General features: G+C 65.1%; 16 protein-coding genes. 8 read left to right on the top strand and 8 right to left on the bottom strand.

The genetic code is table 11. The features are described from left to right. Positions 1-54 precede the first annotated feature (54 nt). Complete coding sequence (locus GC088_RS01775) at positions 55-4,257, top strand: Pls/PosA family non-ribosomal peptide synthetase (protein ID WP_323960208.1); 4,203 nt, start codon at positions 55-57, stop codon at positions 4,255-4,257. Positions 4,258-4,275: 18 nt separating this feature from the next. Continuing rightward, the gene (locus GC088_RS01780; RefSeq protein ID WP_323960209.1) at positions 4,276-5,172 is read left to right on the top strand and encodes a lysyl oxidase family protein; all 897 of its coding nucleotides are present in this window, start codon (positions 4,276-4,278) and stop codon (positions 5,170-5,172) included. Between the two features lie 69 nt (positions 5,173-5,241). On the opposite strand, the gene GC088_RS01785 is transcribed toward GC088_RS01780, so the two are convergent. Next, positions 5,242-7,962, bottom strand: coding sequence for a calcineurin-like phosphoesterase C-terminal domain-containing protein (locus GC088_RS01785; RefSeq protein WP_323960210.1), 2,721 nt, complete (start codon positions 7,960-7,962; stop codon positions 5,242-5,244). A 168-nt stretch (positions 7,963-8,130) separates the two neighbouring features. Here GC088_RS01785 and GC088_RS01790 point away from each other — a divergent pair, with 168 nt between their 5' ends. Beyond that, positions 8,131-8,715: a DUF2238 domain-containing protein gene (locus GC088_RS01790; protein ID WP_323960211.1), complete on the top strand. Its 585-nt coding sequence runs from the start codon at positions 8,131-8,133 to the stop codon at positions 8,713-8,715. On the opposite strand, the gene GC088_RS01795 is transcribed toward GC088_RS01790, so the two are convergent. Beyond that, complete coding sequence (locus tag GC088_RS01795) at positions 8,684-9,760, bottom strand: glycoside hydrolase family 76 protein (RefSeq protein WP_323960212.1); 1,077 nt, start codon at positions 9,758-9,760, stop codon at positions 8,684-8,686. The two genes, GC088_RS01790 and GC088_RS01795, sit on opposite strands and share 32 nt — an antisense overlap. A 145-nt stretch (positions 9,761-9,905) precedes the next feature. Here GC088_RS01795 and GC088_RS01800 point away from each other — a divergent pair, with 145 nt between their 5' ends. The 5 genes from GC088_RS01800 to GC088_RS01820 all read left to right on the top strand — a co-directional run bounded on the left by GC088_RS01800 (position 9,906) and on the right by GC088_RS01820 (position 15,057). Next, the gene (locus GC088_RS01800; RefSeq protein ID WP_323960213.1) at positions 9,906-10,682 is read left to right on the top strand and encodes a 3-hydroxyacyl-CoA dehydrogenase; all 777 of its coding nucleotides are present in this window, start codon (positions 9,906-9,908) and stop codon (positions 10,680-10,682) included. Between the two features lie 41 nt (positions 10,683-10,723). Next, positions 10,724-11,890, top strand: coding sequence for an acyl-CoA dehydrogenase family protein (locus GC088_RS01805; RefSeq protein WP_323960214.1), 1,167 nt, complete (start codon positions 10,724-10,726; stop codon positions 11,888-11,890). A 71-nt stretch (positions 11,891-11,961) separates the two neighbouring features. Continuing rightward, a complete protein-coding gene (locus GC088_RS01810; RefSeq protein ID WP_323960215.1) occupies positions 11,962-13,284 on the top strand; it encodes a cytochrome P450 in 1,323 nt (440 codons plus the stop codon). A 15-nt stretch (positions 13,285-13,299) separates the two neighbouring features. Next, a complete protein-coding gene (locus GC088_RS01815; protein ID WP_323960216.1) occupies positions 13,300-14,037 on the top strand; it encodes an SDR family oxidoreductase in 738 nt (245 codons plus the stop codon). Positions 14,038-14,136: 99 nt separating this feature from the next. Beyond that, the gene (locus tag GC088_RS01820) at positions 14,137-15,057 is read left to right on the top strand and encodes an NADP-dependent oxidoreductase (protein ID WP_323960217.1); all 921 of its coding nucleotides are present in this window, start codon (positions 14,137-14,139) and stop codon (positions 15,055-15,057) included. Between the two features lie 10 nt (positions 15,058-15,067). Here GC088_RS01820 and GC088_RS01825 read toward each other — a convergent pair whose 3' ends face one another. The 6 genes from GC088_RS01825 to GC088_RS01850 all read right to left on the bottom strand — a co-directional run bounded on the left by GC088_RS01825 (position 15,068) and on the right by GC088_RS01850 (position 25,519). Continuing rightward, complete coding sequence (locus GC088_RS01825; protein WP_323960218.1) at positions 15,068-16,219, bottom strand: TspO-related membrane protein; 1,152 nt, start codon at positions 16,217-16,219, stop codon at positions 15,068-15,070. A 67-nt stretch (positions 16,220-16,286) separates the two neighbouring features. Then, complete coding sequence (locus GC088_RS01830; protein ID WP_323960219.1) at positions 16,287-17,024, bottom strand: DedA family protein; 738 nt, start codon at positions 17,022-17,024, stop codon at positions 16,287-16,289. 41 nt (positions 17,025-17,065) lie between these two features. After that, positions 17,066-17,995, bottom strand: a complete 930-nt coding sequence (locus GC088_RS01835; protein ID WP_323960220.1) for an RluA family pseudouridine synthase — start codon at positions 17,993-17,995, stop codon at positions 17,066-17,068. A gap of 23 nt (positions 17,996-18,018) precedes the next feature. Further along, entirely contained in the window at positions 18,019-19,965 is a 1,947-nt protein-coding gene (locus GC088_RS01840) for a DUF6541 family protein (protein WP_323960221.1), read from the bottom strand. A gap of 53 nt (positions 19,966-20,018) precedes the next feature. Then, the gene (locus GC088_RS01845) at positions 20,019-20,837 is read right to left on the bottom strand and encodes an Fpg/Nei family DNA glycosylase (RefSeq protein ID WP_323960222.1); all 819 of its coding nucleotides are present in this window, start codon (positions 20,835-20,837) and stop codon (positions 20,019-20,021) included. Positions 20,838-20,851: 14 nt separating this feature from the next. After that, positions 20,852-25,519: an ATP-dependent helicase gene (locus GC088_RS01850; protein ID WP_323960223.1), complete on the bottom strand. Its 4,668-nt coding sequence runs from the start codon at positions 25,517-25,519 to the stop codon at positions 20,852-20,854. Positions 25,520-25,584: the final 65 nt, after the last annotated feature.

Here is a 25,584-nt window from a genome sequence, read left to right on the forward strand (position 1 = left end):
GGGCTCGCAAGGAAGAGGGCAGACATGAACAGTAGGTCTACAACTGATTCCGAAATGAACGGTCCAGTCCTGCTGCATGGTGCCGGGTCCTTCGGAGCGGCCGGGGCCGGGCCCGTCCTTACGGCCGAGGGCATGGACCACGCTGTTCGCTGGCGGGTGGGTGAGCGGCTCCATCACCTGTTCGAGGCCCGCTGTGACAGCCTGCGGAGCCAAGGCCGGAGAGGCCAGCTGGCTGTTGATGCGGGGGACACCGCCCTCAGTTATGACGAGCTCGACGGGCGGGCGAACCAGCTCGCCCGGCACCTGCTGGTGTGCGGCGCCCGGCCCGGGGACCGGATCGCACTCCTGTTCGATCAGCCATGGCAGGCCTATATTGGAATGCTGGCCGTGCTGAAGATCCATGCAGCATACGTCCCCCTTGATCCCGGTTTTCCGGCGGACCGGCTGAAGTACATAGTCGAGGACGCTGACGCTGCCCTGGTTTTGTCCCTCACGCACCTGAAGGATCTGCTGCCTGAAGTTGCTGCCCCCGTAGTGTGCCTGGACCATGTGCGCACACACATCGCGGCCGAGGATTCGTCGCGCCTTGCTGCCCTGCCTGAGGGCGGTGTAGAAGACGAGCTGGCGTACATCATCTACACCTCCGGCTCAACCGGGCGGCCCAAGGGGGTCGGGATTGATCATGCCAGTATCTGCAACTTTGTCCGCGTTGCCGCTGAGGTTTACGGCTACACACCAAAGGACCGCGTTTATCAGGGTATGACCATCGCCTTCGATTTCTCCGTAGAGGAGATATGGGTGCCTTGGATGGTGGGGGCTACCTTGGTTCCCAAGCCCGGCGGCTCCAGTCTTCTGGGTGCCGAACTGGCCGACTATCTGCAGGAACGGCGCATTACCGCACTGTGCTGTGTGCCGACTCTGCTGGCCACCATCGATGAGGACCTGCCCAGCCTGCGGTTCCTGCTGGTTTCCGGAGAGGCCTGCCCCCGCGATCTAATCACCCGCTGGCACCGGCCGGGCCGGCGGTTCCTGAATGTTTACGGACCCACGGAAGCGACCGTCACCGCGACCGTGGCTGTCGCCGACCCGGACCGGCCGGTAACGCTTGGGGTACCCCTGCCCACTTATTCGGCCGTAATTCTGGACCCTGATGAGAACCGGGCCTTACCGATCGGGGAGACCGGTGAGATCGGGTTGGCCGGGGTCGGCCTGGCCCGAGGGTACATCAACCGGCAGGACCTGACTGAACGGGCGTTCATCCCGGATTTCCTGCAGCTCGCCAACAATCCGTCCGGCCGGATCTACCGCACCGGTGACTTGGGGAGAATCAATAACGACGGAGAGATCGAATATTTCGGCCGCATTGACACCCAGGTGAAGATCCGCGGCTACCGGATTGAGCTGACGGAAATTGAATCCGTTCTTCTGCAGGTTCCGGGCATCGCTCAGGCCGTCGTGTCGACCTATGAACCCGAGCCGGGATTTGTGGAGCTGGCCGCCTACTACACGCTGCGCCAGGACACCGCGGATCTCGATCCGCATGATATCTACAAAATGCTGAGGGTCCGGCTGCCCGGTTACATGGTCCCGGCCTACTTCGAACAGCTCACCGCCATTCCGATGATGGCCAGCGACAAGGCCGACCGGAAGCGTCTACCGCGGCCGGCGAACAGGCTCAGTCTGGCCGGTACCGGTAGCTACACGGCTCCGGCGACACCGGTGGAGGAACTGCTGGCAGCGGAACTTGCCGCGGTCCTTCGCCTGGAGCGTGTTTCCACCGACGCGCACTTCTTCAATGACCTCGGCGCAAACTCACTGCTGATGGCGCATTTTTGCGCCCGGGTGCGGGCGCACAAGGAACTCGTTCCGCCCGCAATGAAGGACATCTACCTTAATCCGTCGGTTCAGCAACTAGCACTCCTGCTGGGCGCGAGCCAGCCGGAGGCCGATGACGAAGGAGGCCCGGCCACGGCGGCCGTCCCGGCAGGGAGGCCTGCCAGCACGGCACAGTACGTCACCTGCGGGGCGCTTCAGTTGCTGATCTTTCTGGGGTACATCACGTGGGGCTCGCTGCTGCTGGTTCTGGGCTACCAGTGGGTCTCGGGGGGCAGCGACCTGGTTCAGATGTGGGTCCGTGCCATCGGCTTCGGAGCCCTCTCATTCGTTGTTTTCTCGCTGGTGCCGGTCCTGTTGAAGTGGATCCTGATCGGACGGTGGAAATCCGGGCAGATCCAGATTTGGAGTCTGGCCTACGTCCGGTTCTGGGCAGTCAAGATCCTTGTCCAGGCCAACCCTATGGTGATGTTCGCCGGCTCCCCTCTCTACGTGCTGTACTTGCGGATGCTCGGGGCGAAGATCGGCAAGGGCGCAGTGATCTTCTCGCGCATGGTCCCGGTGTGCACCGACCTGTTCACCGTGGGAGACGGTACCGTCATCCATAAGAACTCCTTTTTCCTCTGCTGCCGCGCCCGCTCCGGAATCATCGAAATGGGACCCGTAACCCTGGGCCGGAATGTGCTGATCTCCGAGAAGACGACACTGGACATCGGGACTTCCATGGGCGACGACGCCCAGTTAGGGCATGCCTCTTCGCTGCAGACTTCACAGTCGGTGCCGAACGGGCAGATTTGGCACGGCTCTCCGGCGGCCCCTACCAGCACGAATTACCGCCGGGTGGATCCGACCAATTGCAGTACCCGCAGAAGGGTTATCTACAGCATCCTGCAACTGGTGAACCGCCTTCTGCTGGTTTTCCCGGTCATGCTGCTCGGTTTGGCTGCCCTGCTGCCGGAATACCTGAAAGTGGGCCATCTGAGGCTGGACAACCTCGGATTCTTCCTGGACACCATGTTGGTGACCCTCGCACTATTCATCGGCGGGTTCATCACCGGTCTGATTATCGTCCTGACCGTTCCACGGCTGTTGAACATCATCCTGAAACCGGACACCGTCTATCCGCTGTACGGCGTGCATTACTCGTTCCAGCGCACGCTGGCAAGGTTCTCGAATGTGAAGTTGTATAAGGACGTCTTCGGTGACAGTTCCTACATCGTGCACTATCTCTCGGCCCTCGGCTACGACCTGGGCAGAGTGGAGCAAACCGGTTCAAACTTCGGCCCTGAGGTGGCCCATGAATCGCCCTTCCTGTCCTCGGTGGGAACGGGGACCATGGTGTCCGACGGCCTGAACCTCATGAACGCCGATTTCTCCAGCACCTCTTTCCGGCTGACACGGGTCAGAATCGCTCCGCGGAACTTCCTCGGCAACGACCTCACCTTCCCAATCGGGGCGCACGTGGGTGAGAACTGCCTCTTGGCCACGAAAGTGATGATCCCCATCGATGGGCCCGTCCGCACGGGGGTAGGGCTGTTGGGCTCACCGCCCTTCGAGATCCCCCGGGGGGTCCTGCGCGATGCCCAGTTCGACGAGCTGAAAATCGAGGAAGCGAAGAACAGGCTTCTGCCCGCGAAAAACCGGCACAACATCGTCAGCATGATCCTCTTCCTGTCCGTACGCTGGTTCCTCTTGTTCGTCGGCACCCTGCTGGCTTCGGTCGCTGTCTCGCTCCACGGAGTTCTTGGCGCCCTCGCGATCGCCCTGATGATGTTGGCATTCCTGGTGTTCCGCGTCCTGCTTTCCGTGCTGGTGGAAAGGTCAGTCATGGCGTTCCGACACCTTACGCCGCAGTACTGCTCCATCTACGACCCATACTTCTGGCGCCACGAGCGACTGTGGAAGCTGCTGGCAACGCCGCCCTTCAACGGGACGCCGTTCAAAGCGCCCATCTGGAGGATGCTCGGCGTGACAGTAGGAAAGAGGCTCTACGATGCCGGAGTCAACATCCCGGAGAAAACTCTTGTGACCATCGGGGACGACTGCGCCTTCAACGAAGGGACTGCCATCCAAGGCCACTCCCTCGAAGACGGAACTTTCAAGTCGGACTACATCGTGCTGGGCGACCGCTGCTCCCTGAGCGTTGAGTCCTTCGTCAACTACGGGGTCAACATGGGCAACGATGTTGTCCTCGAGGCGGATGCCTTCCTGATGAAGGGCGAGGACGTGCCGGACCACTCGATCTACGTCGGCAACCCCGCCCACGAAAGTAAAAAGGCAACAAGGACTGCAGCGATTCCGCCCGGCCCGCGGCACCGGGCAGTAGAGAGGCGGCTCCCAACAAGTTGGCGGCCCTCCCACGGTGCGCACCGAATCCCCACTTACGAGGCGCACCGCAAACCCGCGCACGCAGCGCGCACGTAGTAGAACAGGACAACGTCGATGGTACGCAGAGCAATGCAACCAAAGCTCACCGGAACTGAACTACCTTTCTCCGGCTTCCGAAGGGCCTCGCTGCGGCGCGCAATAGCTTCGTCAACCTGTCACTGGCGTTTCTGCGCCGCGGCGGTCCTTGCGGTCACAGTTTCCTCCTGTTCTGCGCAGGGCGATGCTCCATCGAACCCAGCGCAAACCAGCCCGCCGACCGCCGTCGAAACGTCGTCGACAGCTTCGGCTGCTGAAGGTGACCTCCTGCCTGACCTGGTGATGCTGCCGTTGCAGTCGATTCACATCGGTTATGACCGCGGCGAGAAAGTGCTTCGCTTCACTGCCGATGTCCTGAACGACGGCGACGGACCGATGCAGGTAACCGGTACCCGGTCCAGTACGGAGGAGCGGGATTTGTTGGTCTCTCAAGACATCCTGCAAGCAAATGGCGATTTCAGGTCGGTGGAAACCGACGCCATCATGCGATACGAAACCGTCGACAGGCACGACCACTTCCACCTGCAGGAGTTTCAGCGCTACCGGATGCGGCCCGAAGATAGTGACGAGTGGCGGGGTTCGCGCAAGGAAGGATGGTGCTTGCGTGATGACGGCAGCCTGCGAGACACATCCTCCAGATACAGCGACGAGGACTACTACTGTGGCGAAGACGAGGAATTCGACATCACCGAGCTCACCCAGGGTATGACCGAAGGATGGGTGGACTCCTACAACTGGTACCTCGAGGGTCAATACATCGAGCTCGAGGGTCTGGAACTGCCAGGGAACTTCTGCCTTGAGGCAGAGGCCGATCCCAACCGCGTCCTTACCGAGAAAAATGACGACAATAACGTGACCTCGGCCCTTGTGCACATCACCGAGACGGAGGCATCCGTCGTCCGGCAGGGCTGCTAGCGATTGATCTTGATACGACATTGGGTGGTTACGCGACGGCGCAACCACCCAATGTCCCTTTATTGAGGGTTATTCGGTGACCTCGAAGGTGATCGTCTCGGTAAATGCCTGGCCGTGAACGTCGGTTGCGGTCACTTCGGCGGTGTGCTCGCCGATGGCCAGGCCCGTGGCCAGTTCCAGGCGCCACAGGTGGGAGGTGCGGTCGTGGACGCCGCCGCCGTGTACCAACTGTTCCAGCGTGGCTACTGGATCGGTGTACTGGGCGCCGATCAGGGGTACGTCGCCGGCCGTCATTGATTGTGTACGGGTAGCTGCCGCGGCCGGACCGCCGTCGATGGACACTTCCACAGTGGAGCCGGTTGCACCCATCCAGAAGTTGGTGGTCAGCCAGGTTTCAGCGAGCTCGCCCTGCTTCACAGCATTCGGGTTCTCGGGGGCCGGCGCCCTGCCCGCCAGCTCCTTGTACTCATCGAACCAGGCACGGTAGGTGGGTGAGTTGATGCCTAGGGCCATTTGATCGGAACCGTCATCGCCGGTGGCGGTGAAACGCTCACGAACTTCCGTGTTCTTGATGTCCAAAGTCAGGACGCCAGGAGGAGTGCCATCGCGCTGCACGGCGGTGGGGTATCCCTCCTCGAGCACGCGGCCGTTGTACCACTGGCCGGAAACGGCAGGAACAGTCAGGTGGGTGAAGGGCAGGCCTTTCTCTCCGACGTCGTCGAGCCAGCCGGCCATGAGGTCGCCCTTGCGCAGGTTCTCAGACATGTGGGTGTGGCCGGCGACGGAGACCACTTCACGGCCTTCGAGGATCTTGTAGATCTCTTTCAGCGGGTTCGTTTCGTGGGTGTCGCTGTAGTAGAACTCGAGCAGGGGGCTGTGGGAGGCAAGGACAATAACGTGGTTCTTGGGCACGGAGGCGATGTCCTGCCGCAGCCACTCCAGCTGGCGTTCGTGGAGGCCGGAGTCATAGTTGTTGCCTGACGGGCCGGGGTACACGATGTTACTCAGCGCGACCACGTGGGTCTTGCCGGCGTCGTAGGAGTAGTATTCCGGGCCGAACTGGGCACGGAAGCTGTCGAATTCGTGCTCGCCGTCGCGGGAGTCGAAGTCGAGGTCGTGGTTGCCCGGCAGGAAGCGGGCCGGGCCGTTGAGCATCGACGTGAGATTCCGCGTCTGCGAGAAGAGGGACAGATTGTTGCCCACTACATCGCCGAGGAACAGGGCGCCGCAGCCGGCGTAGTCGGTACGAGCGGCGAGGTCGGCGAAGACACCGTTGCGTGCGAATCTAACTTCCTGCTGGTTGTAAGTCTGCACGTCGGCACCCAGTACGCAGTGCTGCTCAGGGGACTGGGTGAGGTCGCTCTTTTCCAGGGGGAAGTTCACCTTATCCGGCAGTGGGCCGGTCGGGGCGATGCCGCCGTACTTCAGCTTTGGAGAGCCTTCGGTCAGGTGGTTGTAGAAGAACTGTGCAACGTTGTCCTCGTCGACCGGCACCTGGTAACCGCGGGGCTGGGTAACGAAGACGGTCATGTTGTCGAATGCGGGCAGTTCGTAGCGGCCTTGGCCGTCGGTGCTGACCACCTCACGGCCGTTCGAAACAGTCACTCCCGGCAGGCCGGGCTCGCCAGCGTCCTGGGTGGAGTTCCTGTTCTTGTCATGGAAGACCGTGCCGTCGAGGCTCTGTTGGTCAGCTTCAGCGGCTTGGACGACCTCGACTGTGCCGCGGTAGGCTGACGCGGCCCAGCTGTCCTCATCCGGTACGGTATCAGCACCTTCGACGTTGATGCGGCGAACCTCGGTTTCGACTGTGTTGGTTCCGTCGGAGACCGAGAAATAGTACTCGTACCAGAGCTTGTCCATCGGATCGAAGACATCGAGCAGGTGCTCGTAGCGGTCGTCCTGCCCGGCCTTGACGTTGTGGGTTGTGAACTCGGTGTCAAGGTTGCTGCGGAGGTGCAGCGTTACGGTGCGAACCTGCTGGTCGTCGGTGGCTTCCGCTACAAAGGAGAAGTCGGCAGCGGGGTTAACAGTCTGCCCGGTTGCGTCGATAACCGAAGGTGCAACCGAGTCAACAGGGAGCACCATGAGCCCTGCGGGAACCTGGTCAGTGGCGACCTTGCCGGGAGTAGCTGCGGCAGTTCCGGTCAGAGTCTGCCGTGTCACGTCGTCAGGGTTGACCGCGTACTGAATGCCCTGGTCGGGGGATGTGTTGTCCGCCCCGTCAAGGTTGTAGTAGGCGCGGTTCAGGCTGATGCCTGTGTTCGTGGTGATCTCCAGCCCGCGCGGTGAGCCGTTAGCCATACCTCCGACGAAAACTTCGACGAGGTTCTCGCCCATCACGAGGGAGGAACCGAACTTGGCGTTGAAGTCAGCATCGGTCAGTACGTCGTTACGCCCGTTCTTGATCCAGAAGACCAGCGTGCCGCCGGGAGCGATGGAGACGTCGCGCTGCTTGGACGGCCAGTCCACGGCATTCGAGTTCGTCAGGTCCGGGCGGGGGTAGAGGTAGCGCAGGGTGTAGTCGCTGAAATCAACCGGCTCGGAAGACGCGTTGTACACCTCGATGAACTCGTAGGCATCGGCGCCGCCCATGTTCGAGGTGTCGGGCGTGATCTCGGTGATCTGCAGCGGCGCGGTGGTGAGCGTTGGGTCGGGCTGCAGGGTTGGGCGGGGAGCGGCTGTGGCCGCGGGACCAACCATGGACGCGGTGGCTGCAAGGGCAAGGGCGCCGGCAGTCAGGCCTAGCGGCCGGGTTATTCGGGTTCGTTGTGAGGGCGGGAAGGAACGCACGACATTGAACTTTCTGTTGACTGATTCCCCTGAGAGGAGGGGCAGAGTCGACTCTTTCCCGGCGGGATGAACGAAAGTTGAAGGAGGCGTGTCTAATGCGCCAGCAGTTGGTTTCTTTGGGCTACCAAGTTAGAGGAACAGATTCCAACCCGTGAATAGGCTGGTTCCATGATCGCCGACCTCATCCGCCGGCCGGTGACCCCCGCGGAGTATGCAGCAGACACCGTTCGCGCTGTTGCCGTACTGAGCACCCTGGCCATGACCCTTTGGTGGGGGCCCGTGGACGTGGCGGTGTTCTTCCTCGCCCTCGGCGGTCTCACGCTGTCGCGCTACGCCCGCGCCCATCCGATTTTCGACGCCGCTTACGGCCTCGCCCTGCTCTTTGCCTGCTGGAGCAGCGTCCTGAACCTGTACGACGTCATCTCTTGGTGGGACCTGCTGGTGCATTGCGTCTGCACGGGACCGATTGCGGGCATGGCCTACGTCCTCGCCGCCCACATCGGACTGCTTCCCGAACCCCAGCTGACCCGCCATCCGCGTGTCAGCGTGGTGCTTCAGGTGGTACTGCTCGGAGTGGCCCTCAGCGTCCTGTGGGAGTTCGGCGAGTTCGCCGGCAACGCCTGGGTAGACAGCGATATCTATGTCACCTACCCCGACACCATGGGCGACCTCGCCGTTGCAACACTTGGCTCAGCCGCCGCCGGCCTGCTGCTCGCGTCCTTCACCCGGCAACGGGTGCCGGTCCTGAGCTGACCCGATCCTCCACCCGATACGCCGCTTCGAGAACCATCCAAGCCTGCAGCTGGGTGGACAGATCCACGGCACCGTCCGTTGCCCGCTCGCCGGGTGCGTCCGGAAACACCAGCACAGTACGACGACGGCGCACCGCCTCCCGCTCCCGGCGCCCCTCCCAGAGGGCGTCCGCCGTCGTCGTAATCATGTCCCCGGCAAGGATCCGGGTTGGCTCGGGAAGTGTGGGCGATTCGGCAGCGAGCGCAAGGTAGCGGGCGAGGATGCCGGTGAAGAGGCCGCCGTCGCCGGTTCCATGCGTGCGAAGCGCGCCGGAGGGCAGCAGCAGGTGCTGGGAGATGTCGAACACCAGTCCGGCAGCGCGCAGCAGGCTCCGCCGGTCGCCGAGTGCCAGCAGCGCACCGAGTACGGGGCCCTGGTTGTAGGTGTAGATGTCGGGAACCAGGCGCTCGCCGGGGAGGCGGATGCCGTCAAGTAGAAGACCGGTTGGCTCGTCAATAAGCCGGGAGAACAGCCATTCCACAAGGTGTGCGGCTTCATCCCGGCGTCCAATGCGGGCGAAGTAGAGCGCTGCCGGTGCTGTGGCGGGCGTGTTCTTGAAGTTCCGTTCGGTGTTCCAGAACAGGCCGCCGCCCAGGTCCGAAGTGTGGGCCGAGGCCAGCACGGGAGCCAGCCTGGTCAGCGGGTGCGTTCCTGCGATGTCGGCCGAGCGCAGGGATGCCAGAGCAAGCCAGGTCATGTCGTCGTAGTAGTTGTTCGTCCAGCGTCCGCCGTTGCGGAGTCGGATGGTGCGCAGGAGGCGGCGCGCGCGCAGGCGGTGTGTGGCGCCGTCGTGATTAGCGCTTTCCCGCTCCGCTGCGTCCAGCAGGCAGTCCAGGTAATGCGCCTGCCACCAGTAGTGCCAGGGCCCGCGGGTAGGGTGCGGCAGACGGACAGCGCCGAGGTGGGTTCCGGGCAGGCCGAGGAGTCTGCGACCGAACGCCGCTGTCACCGATTCCGCTGCGGCAGCGGCCCGCTTTCCTGCCGGGGTGAGGTTGCCTGCGTGCATACCGCCACCCTAACCGGCCCGGCCTGCTCGGGATTTGAGCATTCTGCGCAGGCGCCGCGTTCCGGAATGCCCAGGTGGCCCGCATCACAGTAGGCTCACAGGTGGCGATAATGCTCTGCTGACCGACGGCACGAAGGAGACAACATTGGAAACCGCAGGAACGGTGGCACTGGTGACCGGGGGAGCGTCCGGGCTTGGCCGCGCGACCGCGCAGCGGCTGTACGACGACGGCGCGTCTGTGGTGATCCTGGATCTGCCCCAGTCGGACGGGGAGTCAGCTGCAGCCGCGCTCGGTGAACGTGCCCTGTTCTGCCCGGCGGACGTCACCAACGAGGAGCAGGTCCAGGCCGCGGTGGACGCTGCATCCGGAATGGGGTCACTGCGCATCGTTGTGAACTGTGCAGGAATCGCGACCCCCGGAAAGGTACTCGGCCGCGACGGCGTACTGCCGCTCGAACAGTTCACGCGCGTCGTGAACATCAACCTTGTAGGCACGTTCAACGTATTGCGCTTGGCGGCTGAGGCGATGGCGGGCACGGAGCCGGTGCAGACGGAAACCGGAACGTCGGAGCGTGGAGTCATCATCAACACCGCGTCCGTGGCCGCGTTCGATGGGCAGATCGGCCAGCCCGCCTACTCCGCTTCGAAGGGCGCCGTCGCAGCAATGACCCTGCCCATCGCCCGTGAGCTTGCTCGATCATTCATCCGGGTGGTGACCATCGCCCCTGGCATCTTCGAAACACCCATGATGGCGGGCCTGCCGCAGGAAGCCCAGGACTCGCTCGGCAAGCAGGTCCCGCATCCGTCACGTCTGGGCAAAGCGTCCGAGTACGCAGCGCTGGTGGCGCACATCGTTGAGAACCAGATGCTGAACGGCGAGACGATCCGGCTGGACGGCGCCATCCGTATGGCTCCGAAATAGGACTTCCAACACCTCACGACATCTCCTGAAAGGACGGCTCAATGGAGAGCGCCCTTCCGCCTGCAGACTTCTACGGCTTCGAGGCACTGCTCAGCGCCGCCGAACAGGCCAAACTGCAGGACGTCCGCGATTTCCTGGCCAAGGAAGTCCACCCGCATGCCGTCGACTGGTGGAACCGCGCGGAGTTTCCCCTCGAGGTGCTTCCCAAACTCGCGGCGCTGAACCTCAGCACGCCGGTGCAGCAGGGCTACAGCCACCTGTTCAGCGGAATGGTCATTGCCGAACTCACCCGCGCGGACACCTCGCTCGCCACGTTCTTCATGGTGCATCACGACCTCTTCGTCGAAGCGCTCCACGAGTTCGGCACCGACGACCAGAAGGCGCGGCTGCTGAAGGACGCAATGGAGCTGAAAATTACCGGCGCCTTCGCCCTGACCGAACCCCTGCACGGTTCCGACGTGGCAGGCGGCATGGCCACGACCGCCACCCGCGAGGGCGACACCTGGATCCTCAACGGCGCCAAGCGCTGGATCGGCAACGGAACGTTCTGCGACTACATGCTCCTGTGGGCGCGCGACACGTCCGACGGCGCAGTGCGCGGATTCATCCTCGACGCACGGCTGCCCGGGGTCACCCGCACGCCCATCGAGAACAAGATCGCGCTGCGCACCGTCCAGAACGCTGATGTCCTCCTGGAAGATGTCCGGGTGCCCGAGGCGGACCGCTTCGCCGGCATCAACAGCTTCGACGACACCAAGCACCTGCTGCGCGGTTCCCGGATCCTGGTGGGCTGGCAGGCGGTGGGGCAGCAGCTTGCCGCGTTCGACGCCGCCCGCTCCTACGCTGTGGAACGTCACCAGTTCGGTCGACCGCTGGCGAGCTTTCAGCTCGTGCAGGAACAGCTCACCCGTATGCTCGGCAACACCACGGCGAGCCTGGGATTGATGGCCCGGGTTGCCCAGCTGCAGCAGACAGGCGGGAGGGCCGACATGGCCCAGGCTGCCCTGGCCAAGTCCTACACATCGTCCCTGATGAGGGAAACAGTCGCCCTGGGCAGGTCAATCTTCGGCGGCAACGGCATCATTACCGACTACCGGATGGCAAAAATCTTCGCCGACGCCGAAGCCATTTACACATATGAGGGATCCTTTGAGATCAATACACTCATCGTGGGCAGGGCGGTCACGGGCATCTCAGCGATCCTCTAGGCACTCTCAGATCCTCGCATCCGGCAGGCGGGCTGTTGCCGCAACACCCCGTGTCAGACAACAGTGGATGTATGAGTTCCCTGCCCCAGCTGTCCATCCGGGACACCGCCGCCGTTGTGGCTCGCGTCCTGTTCCCGACAATTGCCAAAGGCCCGATCATTCGACGCCCCCGGGTTGTGGCCCTGGCGGAGAAGCTCCGCCTGGACGAGCGCGCTGTTGCCACCCTGCGCCAGCTCGCGGAACGTTACCCCACAGGACCGGTCCTCCTTCGACAGCCTTTTCGTCCGCAGGCAGTGGTGCTCGATCCTGCCCACGTGCACCGCGTGCTCGCGGAAACTCCGAACCCCTTCAGCCCGGCCAGCAGTGAGAAGAAGGCCGCACTGTCGCACTTCCAGCCGCGGAATTCACTGATCTCCAGCGGCCGAGAACGGGAGGTTCGCCGAGCCCTGCAGGACCAGGTGCTGGACAGTGCGAGCCCGGTTCACCGCCTCGCCGAATCCTTCCTGCCCGCCGTCCAACAGGAAGCGGAGAACCTGAAGAGGACCGTCCTCAGGTCCGGGACCCTGGACTGGGAGTCCTTCGACCGGGCCTGGAACCGGCTGGTGCGGCGGATCGTCTTCGGGGATCCCGCAGCTGACGACATCGCCCTGATCGAGATGTTGCAACAGCTCCGTTCCAACGCGAACTGGGCTTTCCTGAAACCCCGTAAACGCCGGTTGAGGGCGCAGTTCCTGGGCGCCGTCGAGCACCGCCTGCGCAAGGCGCCGACTGGCAGCCTCGCCGCTCAAATGTCCGGTGTTCCCTCCCCGGACACCTCGGCTCCGGTGGAGCAGATTCCGCAGTGGCTGTTCGCCTTCGATCCGGCGGGCATGGCCACGTTCCGGACCCTTGCGGCCGTGACGGGGCACCCGAACGTGCTCTCCCGGGCCCGGCAGGAGATCACGGAGAAATCGTCGGAGCGCTCCTACCTGCCGCTGTTGCGAGCGTGCGTGCTGGAGTCACTACGGCTGTGGCCCACCACGCCCCTGGTGCTGCGCCAGACCACAGGTTCCGTGAGGTTCGCAGCGGGAACCCTGCCGGACCGGTGCGGCGTTCTGATCTATGAGCCCTATTTCCACCGCGATGAACAGCGCGTGCCCCACCCGCATGCCTACTTCCCGGACCGCTGGCTGAACGACGACGACGGCGACTGGGCGCTCATACCCTTCAGCGAAGGGCCCGCGGCCTGTCCGGGCAGGCATCTGGTGCTGATGCTCACCAGCGCGTTTCTCTCCCATCTCCTCGAGGGGCTGTCCCTGCAACTCGAATCCTCTGAGCGGTTGGACCGTGGCGGACATCTTCCCGGGACCCTGAACCACTTCTCCCTGCGTTTCACTGTCCAGTCGAGTAACTGACCTAGGCTGGGCAGCATGAGAATAGCTGTCGCCGGAGGCACCGGGGTTGTTGGCCGTCATGTCGTTGAACTCGCGCGGGCCCGGGGGCACGAGGTGGATGTCCTCAGCCGATCGAAAGGGGTTGACCTCACCGCGGCAGGCACGGTCGACCTGACCGGAGTGGAGGCCATCGTCGATGTCACATCCGTCTCGACCACAATCGCGTCGAAAGCGAAGGCATTCTTCACAGCAACTGCCCGTAACCTCCTCGCCGCCGGCCAAGCGGCCGGTGTGGGCCACTACGTGCTGCTCTCTATCGCCGGTATCGATGGGGCACCTTTCGGCTACTACGCGGGCAAGCTGGAGCAGGAGCGGTTGGTTTCTGAAGGAAGCATGCCCTGGACAATCCTGCGGGCTACCCAGTTCCACGAGTTCGCCGGCCAGATTCACCAGCGGATGAAAGTCGGACCGTTGTCACTGGTTCCGGCGATGCGGTCCCAGCCGATTGCAGCCCGCGAAGTTGCCTCGCGGCTTGTGGACTTGGCGGAAGCAGGACCTGCAGGCCGCGTCCCCGATCTCGCCGGCCCCCAGGAGGAGCGGATGGCGGACCTGTCCCGGCGGTGGGCGAAGGCGACGGGCAAAAAGGGCATCGTTGTAGAGGCAGCCATCCCCGGCGAATTCGGGCAGGCAATGCGGGACGGCACACTTCTCGCCCGCCCCGGCGCCGAGCACGGCAGCCAGACCTTCGATCAATGGCTCCAATCTGCCCACTGATCCATTCGCCCTCGGCCCAATCTCCCGCAGCAAGGAATGTCGACGGGTATGCCTTAGTTGCCTTTCGGAGGAAGCCGCAGTCAATGAAAGGAAACAGCAGTGAAGGCAGTGTTCTACTCCCAATACGGTGAGCCGGGCGTTCTTGAGTACGGCGAGCAGCCTGACCCGAAGGTCGGTCCCGACACCGTTCTGATCGAGGTCAAGGCAGCGTCCGTCAACCCGGTTGACTGGAAGGTCATGGCCGGATACCTGGACGGTGCGTTGACCGCGCACTTCCCCGTGGTTCCCGGATGGGACGTGGCCGGCGTCGTCATCCAGCCCGGGCCTGCGGTCACCGAGTTCTTCGCGGGCGACGAAGTGATGGGTTACGTCCGCATGGACACCGTCGGGCAGGGAACTTTCGCTGAGAAGGTGTCCGCGCCGGTCCGTGCCCTGGCGCGCAAGCCCGCAAACCTCTCCTGGGCGGAAGCGGCAACCGTTCCGCTGACCGGCCTCACCGCGCTGCAGTCCCTGGACGCGCTCGACGTCGGTAACGGCGACACTGTGCTGATTCACAACGGCGCAGGCGGCGTTGGTACCTTCGGCATACAGATCGCCCGCTCCCGGGGCGCGCGCGTCATCGCAACGGCATCGACAGGAAACCACGGGTTTCTCCTTGAACTAGGCGCCGAACCGGTGGCTTACGGCGAGGGAGTTGCCGACCGCGTTCGCGAGCTGGCGCCCGAAGGCGTGGACGCCGTCGTCGACTTCGTCGGAGGCGACGACTGGTCAGCCAGCCTTCCCCTTCTGACCACTCCCGGACGGGTTGTGTCCATTGCCGATCAGGCAGCCAAGGACCACGGAGGCCGGTACGTTTTCGTGCGTCCCAACCCGGACGATCTGTCCACGCTCGCCGACCTGATCGAGGCGGGCAAGGTCAAGCCCGTGCTGGCCGAAACCTATCCGCTCGAACGCGCAGCGGAGGCCTTCAAAGCGAACATGGAGGGTCACACGCGCGGCAAGATTGCCGTGACCGTCTAAACCTGGGCGCTCAGCGGAGGTTGCGCCCGTCCTCGTCCTCGTCGTAATAGTCGTCGTCATCGTCGGTGAGCTCGATCGGCGGCAGATTGGCAGTCTGCCGCCGGCGGAGCGCCCGCCGGTAGGAGTGGTCCACATGATGCCGCCGCGAACCTGCCGTGATGAGGATCAGGAAGGCAGCCAGCGCGGCGGCCGCCGCGACGAGCACCGAGGCCGGTTGTCCGGTAATGCGCTCAACGATGGTCCAGCCCAACCCCCACGAGAGGGCAAGGGCCACTGAAACCCGCCCTCGGTCAGTGGAGCACACAATGCTGCCCGCCAGGACAAGGATGCCGAGCCCGATCAGGGCCCAGATCACCGCGTCATCCAGCACCCAGGTGAAACCGTTTCGGGTCAGCACGGCGGCGGCTGAGGAGAACGCGGTGTAACCGGTCCATCCCAGGAACAGCCCAAGCGGGACATCCACCATCGCGGCATCCAGTCGAGTGGCGGCCGGCCAGCGGTTCAGCCAGAAGATGGTTACCAGCAGCACCACAAGCAGGATGCAGAGCAGAGCCAGATGCAGGACATCCAGTCCGGCCCTGGTTGCAAGCGCGAGAGCAAGGGTCAGGACCGCCGCAGTGATCACCGCCCAACCGACACGGCGATGACGCGGGCTGTCACCCTGATGCGGTAACCACTGGTGTACCACATAGGCCAGCAGGCCCAGCCCGATGACAGCCCACAGCAACAGCGAAAGCCGGTTCGGAGCCACTACGCTTGCGTCCGGCGCAAGCACCTCGGCGTTCCAGATCTCCGGTCCTCCGAAGAGGCCCGTCAACCACACGATTGCCGCGAGCGTACCGAGCACCACCACTGTGACGAGCGCTCGCCGGACGTGGTCGATCGGCCAGGTCCGGACGTTCCTCGCTGCGCTTTTGCCCGCGGAGGCCGTCCAGCCCGCAGTCTGTTTGCCTGATTTCACGGCCCACGCTGCTGCGGTGCTTGAGGCGCTGGCGGCCGTTGCCCGCAGCTTCTTCGCCCGCTGGTGGATTAGCTTCTCAGCACGCTGGTCCGGATCGGGTGAGGGGCTGGCGGGTAGGCCGGTCTCAGGCTCCCGGTCCGGCTCGCCCGCCGGTACCGCCGGAGGATGTGCGGATGCGGCCTCCGGTTGCACGGATGCCACCGTCGTCGGCTCTTCCGGCGCCGGCCCCTTCGGAGCCGCCTCTTTTGCCCGCGCGGCTTTCAGGCGTTCAAGGACGCTGTTCTGGTTGGTCGACGTCGGGGAGTTCGGTGTCGGAGCGGGCGATGTTCGAGGCGCCGGACTCGCGGATCGTGGAGGTCGCTGCGGTGTCTGCGGCAGTCGAGGGTTGGACGGGCTCGGCATGCTCATAGGTCTTCCGTACCTCCCGGCGCTGCTTGAGCGCGACGAATGCAGCGATAATCAGTCCCACCAGAGTACCCACAGCCATTCCCAGAAGTGCGCTGGCCCACATGGGGAAACCGGTAGTTGCATCCGAAACGTAACCTAGCCCCACAAGCCAGCACGACCAGAGCAGCCCACCCACCGCGGCCAAGCCAAGGAACGGACGAAACGGCAGTTCGGCAATCCCCGCAGCAGCGATTCCCGCAGTCCGGCCGCCGGGGAGGAAGCGAAGCGCTACCAGGCCTGCATAAGTGGGAGATTTCCCGGCTTTCTCCACCGCGCTGCGGATACCGCGATGAACCGCCCGACCCCAGCGGAAGCGGTCGAGCCAGTGCGTGAGTTTCTTGCGGAAGAGCAGGTACAGCGCAAGGTCGCCGAGCAGGCTGCCGGTCGTAGCGGTCAGCAGGGCGATTGGAAGAAGCACTGAACCGTCGGACGCGAGCGAACCCGACGCGATGACGAGGAACTCCGAAGGCATGACCGGAGCGAAAACGTCGGCGATGACCACCAGCAACGTGACCGGATGGATCATCACAGACCACTCGGCGAGGGTTGACAGGTCCACCTATCCAAATCTACAGGCGAAGGCAGTCCTGTGAGTTGGCGTCAGGAGGTTTCTCCAAGGCCCCGGGTCAGGGCGGAAAGCTCCAGCTTGCTGGTGAACGAGGTTGGGCGACCGCTGAGCGGGTCCTCGAACTCGATGTGCCGGGCCAACAGCTGCAACGGCTTGGAGTAGTCATCCTCCTGCTGCGGTTGGAGAACCGGGTAGAACAGATCGTTGAGGATGCCGAGGCCCAGTCCGGCCATGTGCAGGCGCAGTTGGTGCGTCTTTCCGGTGTGGGGGTGCAGACGGTAGCGCCCTACGCCGTCGTGCTCTCCGACGAGCTGCACGCGGGTCTCCGCGTTCGGCTCACCGGGGACCTCCTGTGCCAGGAGGTAGTCGCGGGACTTGATGATGCGGCTGGTAACCGTGCGCGGGTGAACGTCCAGCTGGAGCGAAGGATCCACCGGCGCGGCGGCCTCGTATTCCTTGCGGATGCGACGGTTCTCGAACAGGAGCTGGTAGGCGCCGCGGGTTGCAGGGTTGGTTGAAAACATGAGGATTCCGGCTGTCATGCGGTCCAGCCGGTGCATGGGGATGAGATCCGGAAGCTCCAGCTGTACCCGCAGGCGCACCAGTGCAGACTCGGCCACGTACATTCCGCCGGGGGTTGTGGGCAGGAAGTGGGGCTTGTCCACCACCAGCAGGTTCTCGTCCTGGTGCAGGATGCTGAGCTCGACGGGAATGCGCTTCTCCACCGGAAGTTCCCGGTAGTACCAGACGAAGGTGTGCTCTCCGAGCGGGGTGTGCCGGGTGAGCCTCTTACCACCAAGGGCCACCACTTCGCCCCGGTCGAAGCGCTCGGCAATTCCCTCGGGATCCACGTGGTTCCACCGGTCCAGGATGTACTCCAGCGCCGTGCTCCACGGGCCCTCTTCGGGAAGCCTCAGGCGCGTGGCGTTGACGCCGTTACGGACCGGGAGCGGGGATTGCATCACCCATCAAGGGTAGCGGGATGCTAGCAGCCCGTGATTCGGTACAGCTCCGCTGCCCCCTCGCTGTCCACCAGCTCGAAGCCGTTCTCAGGCGTAAGGTCCTGGAGGCCGGGTTCCACCACCCGCTCGCCGGGATGCACCGAGCGGGTACCGAAATCCAGCACGTACCGTGCGCCCGTCTGCTCAACCGCCGGGCATACCTCGGGGTTGCTGGTCAGCTCATCGAGCGAGTTGAAGAGAACCTTGCCTGCGTCCGTCGGGGGAACCTCCCCGTACAGGATCACGCCGGGTATGCCTGCATAGCTGTAGGAAAGGGAAGCGCCGGTTAGGGGTACGCCCACTATTGCCGCGCCGGGCTCCACCGTCTCCGGCAGGCGCCGGATCAGTGCGAGTTCATCCGCGGTCAGCAACTGCGAATCCTCGGTGAACTGGTACTTTGCAGCAGCTTCCGCCACTCCCCGCTGCACGGCGCCCAGCGGCGCCAGAGCCAGGCCGGCCAGGACTACGACGACGGCGGCCGCGGACATTCGTCTACCGCGCCCGCTTGCGATTCCGCTCCCGCTCGCAAGGTAACGCCGCACGGCGGGACGGAGTACGTCGACGAGGGCTACCGCACCGACGGATGCGAGGATTACGCCGGAGACGGGCAGCATGGCGCTGATGCGGAAGAAGTCGTTGTACCAGACGCCTGCAACGATCCACCGGAGGTCGGGAGCCTCCTTCCAGTTGCCGATCACGAAGAGCATCGCCCCGAGGCAGTACAGGAACAGTGCCCACAGGTGTCGACGCCGATAAATCAGCGCCACCGCTCCAATCAGCGTGAGCGCGGCGGCCAGGTACGCCGGCGGTCGATACAGCGGAGCCTGTGTCAGCACCTCATGGAGCGCGAGCTGCACGTTGCCGAGCTCGTCCCAATTGTCGGAGCCACCCCGTGAGGGTCGAAGCAGCATCCACGCTGAGCCGAGGACCAAAAGGAAGGCTGCGGTGGGAACAAGGGTGCGCCATGCGGGCATGCTGCCGCGGCGCAGTCGACGGTAGGCGGCGGCAAGAACCATCGGCAGGCTCAGGCCAAGGGCACCCACCAGGGACGCGGGATGGGCAAAGGCCAACCCGGGGGCAACGCCGGCGAGCAGCAGGAGGTTGGCCGCCGTCATCGTTCGCAGGGGCGCGCCGACCCGCAGCAGCTGCACTACCAACCCGAGCACAGCGGGAAGGAGGGCGATCGAGAGCAGGAACGGGAAGACCACCCCGAACTCGTACAGGAGGTATGGAAAGCTGCTGTACGCGCCCGACAGGACGGCGGCGCCGAGCAGGGCTGAACGGCGCTCGCCGGTTACGCGGGTGACGAGGAAGAGGCAGCCGACACTCCAGATCCCCAGAACGATCGACAGGTTCACCACGTTGATAGCGGCCGGAACCGACAGGCCGGACGTCACCAGAACCAACGAAACGAGAGCATGCCAGCCGGCGGGATAGAAGACCGGTGCACGCGTTCCCAGGTAGCCAAGGTCGAGCGAGGATGCGTTGCCCGTCTCAGCGATGTAGCGGACGGCGTTGAGGTGGAAAATATTGTCGTGGGATTGGGCGATATTCTCCGGGTGGCCGAAGATCCACAGGGTGATCAGGCCGACCGGCACGGCGGCAACGGCCCACGCGGTCAGGCTGCGGCCCAGCGGCCGGCCCGGATCCGTGCGGATCCTCTCAGGGAGGCTCCCTGCGTAGCTGCGTCTCATCAACCACAGCACAAGCCCGACAGCCAGCGTGACGCTGACGAGTGGAATGAGGGACCAGCGCACCCCCGCGAGCGATGCAAGCTCCGCGGCGACGACGGCGGCGGTCACGCTCAAGGGTCCGGCCAGGGCAAGGAGGGTCAGCCGCCGCAGCCCGAGGAGTGCGCCCCAAAGCATGCCCGGTCCCAGAAGTACCAACGCCGACACAGCAAAGCCGGGAAGCGTGCTGAGCCAGGTCATTGTCTCCCTTGGTTAGCGGTCATCGTTGGTGGTCACGGGTTAGTGGTCATCGGTTAGCGGTCATCGTTCAGTGGCCGCGAACTGGCGGTCGCAGCAGGCTGGCAGTGCGGACAGTGATACAGCACCCGCTGTTCGAGCTCGTTGTCACCGAGCTCGCTGCGTACAACCCGGGTGCCGCAGCGCAGGCAGCCGCGGTCGGTCCGCCCGTACACCCAGAGCGGGTCACGGAGCAGGGAACCTGTGGTCACCCGCGTCGAGCGGTCCTTGTTGACCTCGAGCAGCCGGTGCGCCAGTTCCACCATGCGCGGCAGGTTTTTCACCTCACCCACCGGAGTGAGCGGATGCTCGCCGGCGAGGAAGCACAGTTCGCAACGGTATACGTTACCGATTCCCGCGAGGTTCCGCTGGTCAAGGAGCGCGAGCCCGATCGGCCGGGCGGGGTCGGAGCGGAGCCGCCGCAGGGCCTCCTCGGCGTCCCAGTCCGGCCCCAGCAGGTCCGGGCCGAGGTAGCCGACGGCGTCTTCCTCCTGGTTCTGCAGGATGACGCGGAGGAAACCGAGTTCGAATCCGACCACGGTGTGCGTGTCCGTTTCCAGGATGCAGCGGGCCTTGAACGCCGGGCGCCGCCACTTGGCCCCGCGCGCGTAGACGTGCCAGAGCCCCTCCATCTTGAGGTGCGAGTGGATGGTCCATTCGTCCTCGACCCGGATCAGGAGGTGCTTGCCGCGGGCCGCCACGTTACGGATGGTGCGACCCGTGAAGTCCACGGTGGCGAAGCGCGGCACGCGGATGTCGCAGCGGGTGAGGCGTTTGCCGTTCAGGGCCTTATCGAGGTCGCGGGCTGCGCGCCAGACTGTATCTCCCTCAGGCACGGATTCTATCTCCCTTAGGCACGGATCCTCAGCCCCCGCGGCGTGCTGTAGAACCCGGCGGCCGCCAGGGCCTGGCCCGCGGGGGAGTCGAGGGCCGACTCTCCGTTGACCTTCTCTACCGCCATCTTGTCGGCCGCGCCTTGGCGGATCGCTGCCACCAGCGCTTCGGCCGCCGCGGTGAGCACTTCCGGATCCTCCGAGTAGGTCAGCATGGTCTTCCCACCGCGCTCTACATAGAGCGCGAGCACCCCGTCGACGAGCACCACGAGTGCGCCGGCCTTGCGCCCGGGGCGGTGGCCGCCGTCGTGCTGGGGCCAGCTCAGGGCGGCGCCGAAGGGGTTGGCGGGATCGGTGGCGGCAAGCGCGACGGCGGTGGGCTTCTTCCCTGCGGCAGGTTCCGTCCGCGCCTCGCTGCTGAAGGAGCGCAACCGGTCCACGGTGGCGGGAACCGCGAACTGGGCGGCGCCCAGGTGCTCGATGAAGTACCCCCGACGGCACCTGCCCATTTCCTCCAGCCGCGACAGCACCTTATACATGAGGCCGAATCCGCCGGGGATGCCTTCGCTTCCCACCGATCCGCGGGTGAGCACCCCATAGCGGTCCATCAGCAGTTCAGCGGTGGCGTGGGCCTGGACGGTGGTGTCGGGTTCGACGGTGGGAAGCAGCGACCACCGGCCGGCAACCTGCGGAGGTGTGCTTCGCTGGTAGCCGGATGCGCCGCCGTCGTTCGCTGCACCCAGGCCGGCGCTGCGCAGGCTACTGCCGGTCAGCGAGGGCGTCCGGCCGAGCCTGCCCAGGCGGGCTGTTCGTGCACGTGGGGTGGGAGTGCGCTGCTTGTGCGCGGTCTTGCCGCCGGACAGCAACGCCCGTACGGGAGTGAACGTGTCATTGCCGATCCGGCCTGCCCACACCAGTTCCCACAACGCCGCGGTCACAGCCGCATCGGCAGGCTGCTCATTGTTGGTCAGGCCCTGCACAAGCTGACGGAAGAAAAAGGCACCCCCGCCAGCCAGGAGTTCCAGGAGCTCCTGCTGAAGGGTGCTCGGCTCGAATTCCGGATCCGGGCGGAGGGTAAGCGGAGCGTTCTCGGCAAGATGCAGCGCGATCCAGCCGTCGTTGCCGGGCAGTGCTCCCGCTCCGGACCACACCACCTCGCCGGTGGCTGCGAGCTCATCGAGCATGGCCGGTGAGTAGTTGGCGACGCGCGAGCGAAGGATCAGCGGCTCCCACGCCGAAGCCGGGATCGGTACTCCGGACAGTTGGTCAATAACCGTGGCAACGCCGTCGAGCCCGCGGAGTCCGGACCCGACATGCTGCCACGAGGGAAGGAACCGGCCGTATGCGGCAGGGTCCACAGGCTCAACCTCGTGCCGCAGCGCTGCCAGCGAACGACGCCGGAGCCTCCGCAGCACCTCGGCGTCGCACCACTCACTCAACCCGGGCGGACCCGCGGGCGCGCCCTCGGCCGGCCGGAACTCGCCTTCCACCACACGGCCGTCCACTGCAAGCCGCTCAAGCGCGGTACCGACGACGGCGACGCCCAGTCCCAGCCTCGCCGCGGCTTCCGCGGCAGTGAAGGGGCCGTGGGTGCGGGCGTAGCGGCCGACCAGATCGCCCAACGGGTCAGGGACAGGTTCGATGAAGGCCAGGGGAACGCCCATCGGCAGGGGCACGCCCAAGGCGTCCCGCAGCCGTGCGGCGTCCTCAACCGCGGCGATGCGTTCCTCGCCGGCCACGTTGACGCGCAGGGCACGGTTCGCCTTCACGAGCGCGTCCACGAACTCGGGAGTGCTGTCCGGCTCCTCGGACCGTTCAGCGATCTCGGCAGGCGTGAGTGGACCGAGGAGCCTCAGCAGGTCAGCGACACCTTCAAACCCGCGTGCCTTGCGATCCGGGGCGAGCCGCTGGAGTTCCCGCTCCGTGTCGGCAATGACGCCGGCGTCGAGCAGTTCCCGCAGTTCGGCCCGGCCTAGGAGCTCGTTGAGGAGGGTGGGATCGAGGGACAGGGCGGCGGCGCGGCGCTCGGCCAACGGCGAGTCGCCCTCGTAGAGGAAGGACGCGACGTAGCCGAAGAGCATGGTGCGGGCGAACGGCGACGGCTGTGGAGTGGTGGTTTCCACGATGCGCAGTTCCCGGCGGTCGATCCGCCCGGCGATGTCCTTGAGCGCGGGCAGGTCGTAGACGTCCTGGAGGCACTCGCGGACGGTCTCCAGGATGATCGGGAACGTGGGGAACTTCCGCGCGACGTCCAACAGTTGAGCGGAGCGCTGCCGCTGCTGCCACAGGGGACTCCGTTTGGAAGGATTCTGCCGGGGCAGCAGCAGCGCCCGGGCCGCGCATTCACGGAAGCGGGAGGCGAAGAGCGCCGAGCCGCCAACCTGCGCCGTGACAATCCCGTCCAGTTCCTCCGGATCGAACAGGAACAGCTCGGCTCCGGGCGGCTCGTCCTCCATCAGCGGCACGCGCAGAACAATGCCGTCGTCAGAGGCCATCGCAGAGCCGTCCATGCCGTAGCGCTGCTCCAGCCGGGCTCCGACAGCCAGTGCCCATGGCGCGTGGACCGGCATGCCGAAGGGGCTGTGCAGGACCACCCGCCAGTCGCCCAGCTCGTCATGGAACCGCTCAACCACCAGCACGCGGTCGCTGGGAACCACCTCGGTGGCCTGCTGCTGCTCGCGGAGATACGCGAGCAGGTTTCCAGCTGCCCACTCGTCCAGTCCGCTGGCGCGGCAACGGGAAGCGGCGTCGTCGTCTGTTGCGTTGGAGAGCTCACGCACGAAGCGGCCAAGCGCGCGGCCAAGCTCCACGGGACGGCCGAGGGAATCGCCCTTCCAGAACGGGAGCTTGCCGGGCTGCCCGAAAGCCGGAGAGACCAGCACGCGGTCGTGGGTGATGTCCTCGATACGCCAGCTGGTGGCGCCCAGGGCGAAGACGTCGCCCACGCGGGACTCGTAGACCATCTCCTCGTCGAGCTCACCGACCCGGCGGCCGCCGCGGGATCCTGCATCCTCAGAGCCCACCAGGTAGACCCCGAACAGCCCGCGATCCGGGATGGTGCCGCCCGAGGTGACCGCGAGCCGCTGGGCGCCGGGCCTGCCGGTGATGGTCCCTTCCACGCGGTCCCAGATGATGCGCGGACGCAATTCGGCGAATTCATCGGACGGGTAGCGCCCCGCGAGCAGGTCCAGCGTGGCCTCGTAGGCGGAGCGGGGGAGGGTGGCGAACGGTGCGGACTTGCGGACGACGTCGAACCACTCCTCCACATCGATGGTTCCGAGGGCGGCGGCTGCGACGGTCTGCTGGGCAAGGATGTCCAGCGGGTTGGTGGGTATGTAGAGCGGCTCGATCTGCCCGGCAAGCATGCGCTCGACCGTTACGGCAGTGTTCACGAGGTCGCCGCGGTGCTTGGGGAACAGGACACCTTCGGAAACTTCGCCCACTTGATGCCCCGCACGGCCCACTCGCTGCAGGCCGCTGGCCACCGACTGTGGAGACTCGACCTGGATCACCAAATCCACGGCTCCCATGTCGATGCCCAGTTCCAGTGACGACGTCGCGACAACGCACTTGAGGCGCCCGGACTTCAGATCGTCCTCGATCAGGGCTCGCTGGTCCTTGGAAACCGAACCGTGGTGGGCCCGCGCCAGCAGCGGCTCGGCTCCCTCGGTCTGTCCTGCCTGCGCCATGACCTCGGCTGGGGTGCGTTTCGGCTCGCTGGACGGCGGAGCAGGCTGTCCGTCAGGGGAGCCCCAGAAGTCCGCGGCCTCCTGCCGCTCGGCGTGAATCTCGTTCAGCCGCGCGGTAAGGCGCTCGGCCAAACGCCGGGAGTTGGCAAAGACGATGGTGGACCGCTTGGTCTCGATGAGGTCGACAATTTTCTCCTCGACGTGCGGCCAGATGCTCGGCTGCACGGAGGGGCCGTCGTCGTCGGTGGAAGGAGCGCCGCCGAGCTCCGTCATGTCCTCCACAGGAACGGTGACGGTGAGGTCCCAGGACTTCTTCGACGGCGGGGCGACGATGTCCACGGGGGCGTCGCCGGCAAGGAAGCGAGCCACGGTTTCCCGGGGCTCAACCGTTGCCGAGAGACCGATCCGCTGGGCCGGTTTTCCCAGCAGCGCATCCAGACGGGCAAGGGAGACCGCAAGGTGCGCACCGCGCTTGGTGCCGGCAACGGCGTGAACCTCATCCACAATCACTGTGTCCACGTCCAGCAGCGTCTCCCGCGCACGGGAAGTGAGCATGAGGAACAGCGACTCGGGGGTGGTGATCAGGATGTCCGGTGGGCGGGTGAGCAGCGCGCGGCGCTCGGCCTGGGGAGTATCACCGGATCGCACGCCCACGGTGATCGACGGCGCCGGCAGGTCCAGCCGCTTGGCGGTCTGGGTGATGCCGATCAGCGGCGCCCGCAGGTTGCGCTCCACGTCCACGCCGAGGGCCTTCAGCGGCGATATGTACAGGACGCGGGTGGACCGCTTCCCCTCCACAGGCCGCGCGATGAAGCTGTCCAGTGCCCAGAGGAATGCAGCGAGGGTTTTGCCTGACCCGGTGGGGGCGACCACCAGGGCGTGCGACCCGGCAGAGACTGCGTTCCACGCACCTTCCTGAGCTGACGTGGGTGCGGAGAAGGCGCCCTCAAACCACTGGCGGGTGGCGGGCGTGAACTTCTCCAGCACCGATGTCATCGCTCAATCATCTCCTACGACTCCGACATTCCGTCAGCCGCGATGGAGCCAAGGTTGGGGAATAG

It is taken from the genome of Arthrobacter sp. JZ12, assembly GCF_035189165.1.
Lineage (GTDB): Bacteria > Actinomycetota > Actinomycetes > Actinomycetales > Micrococcaceae > Arthrobacter_D.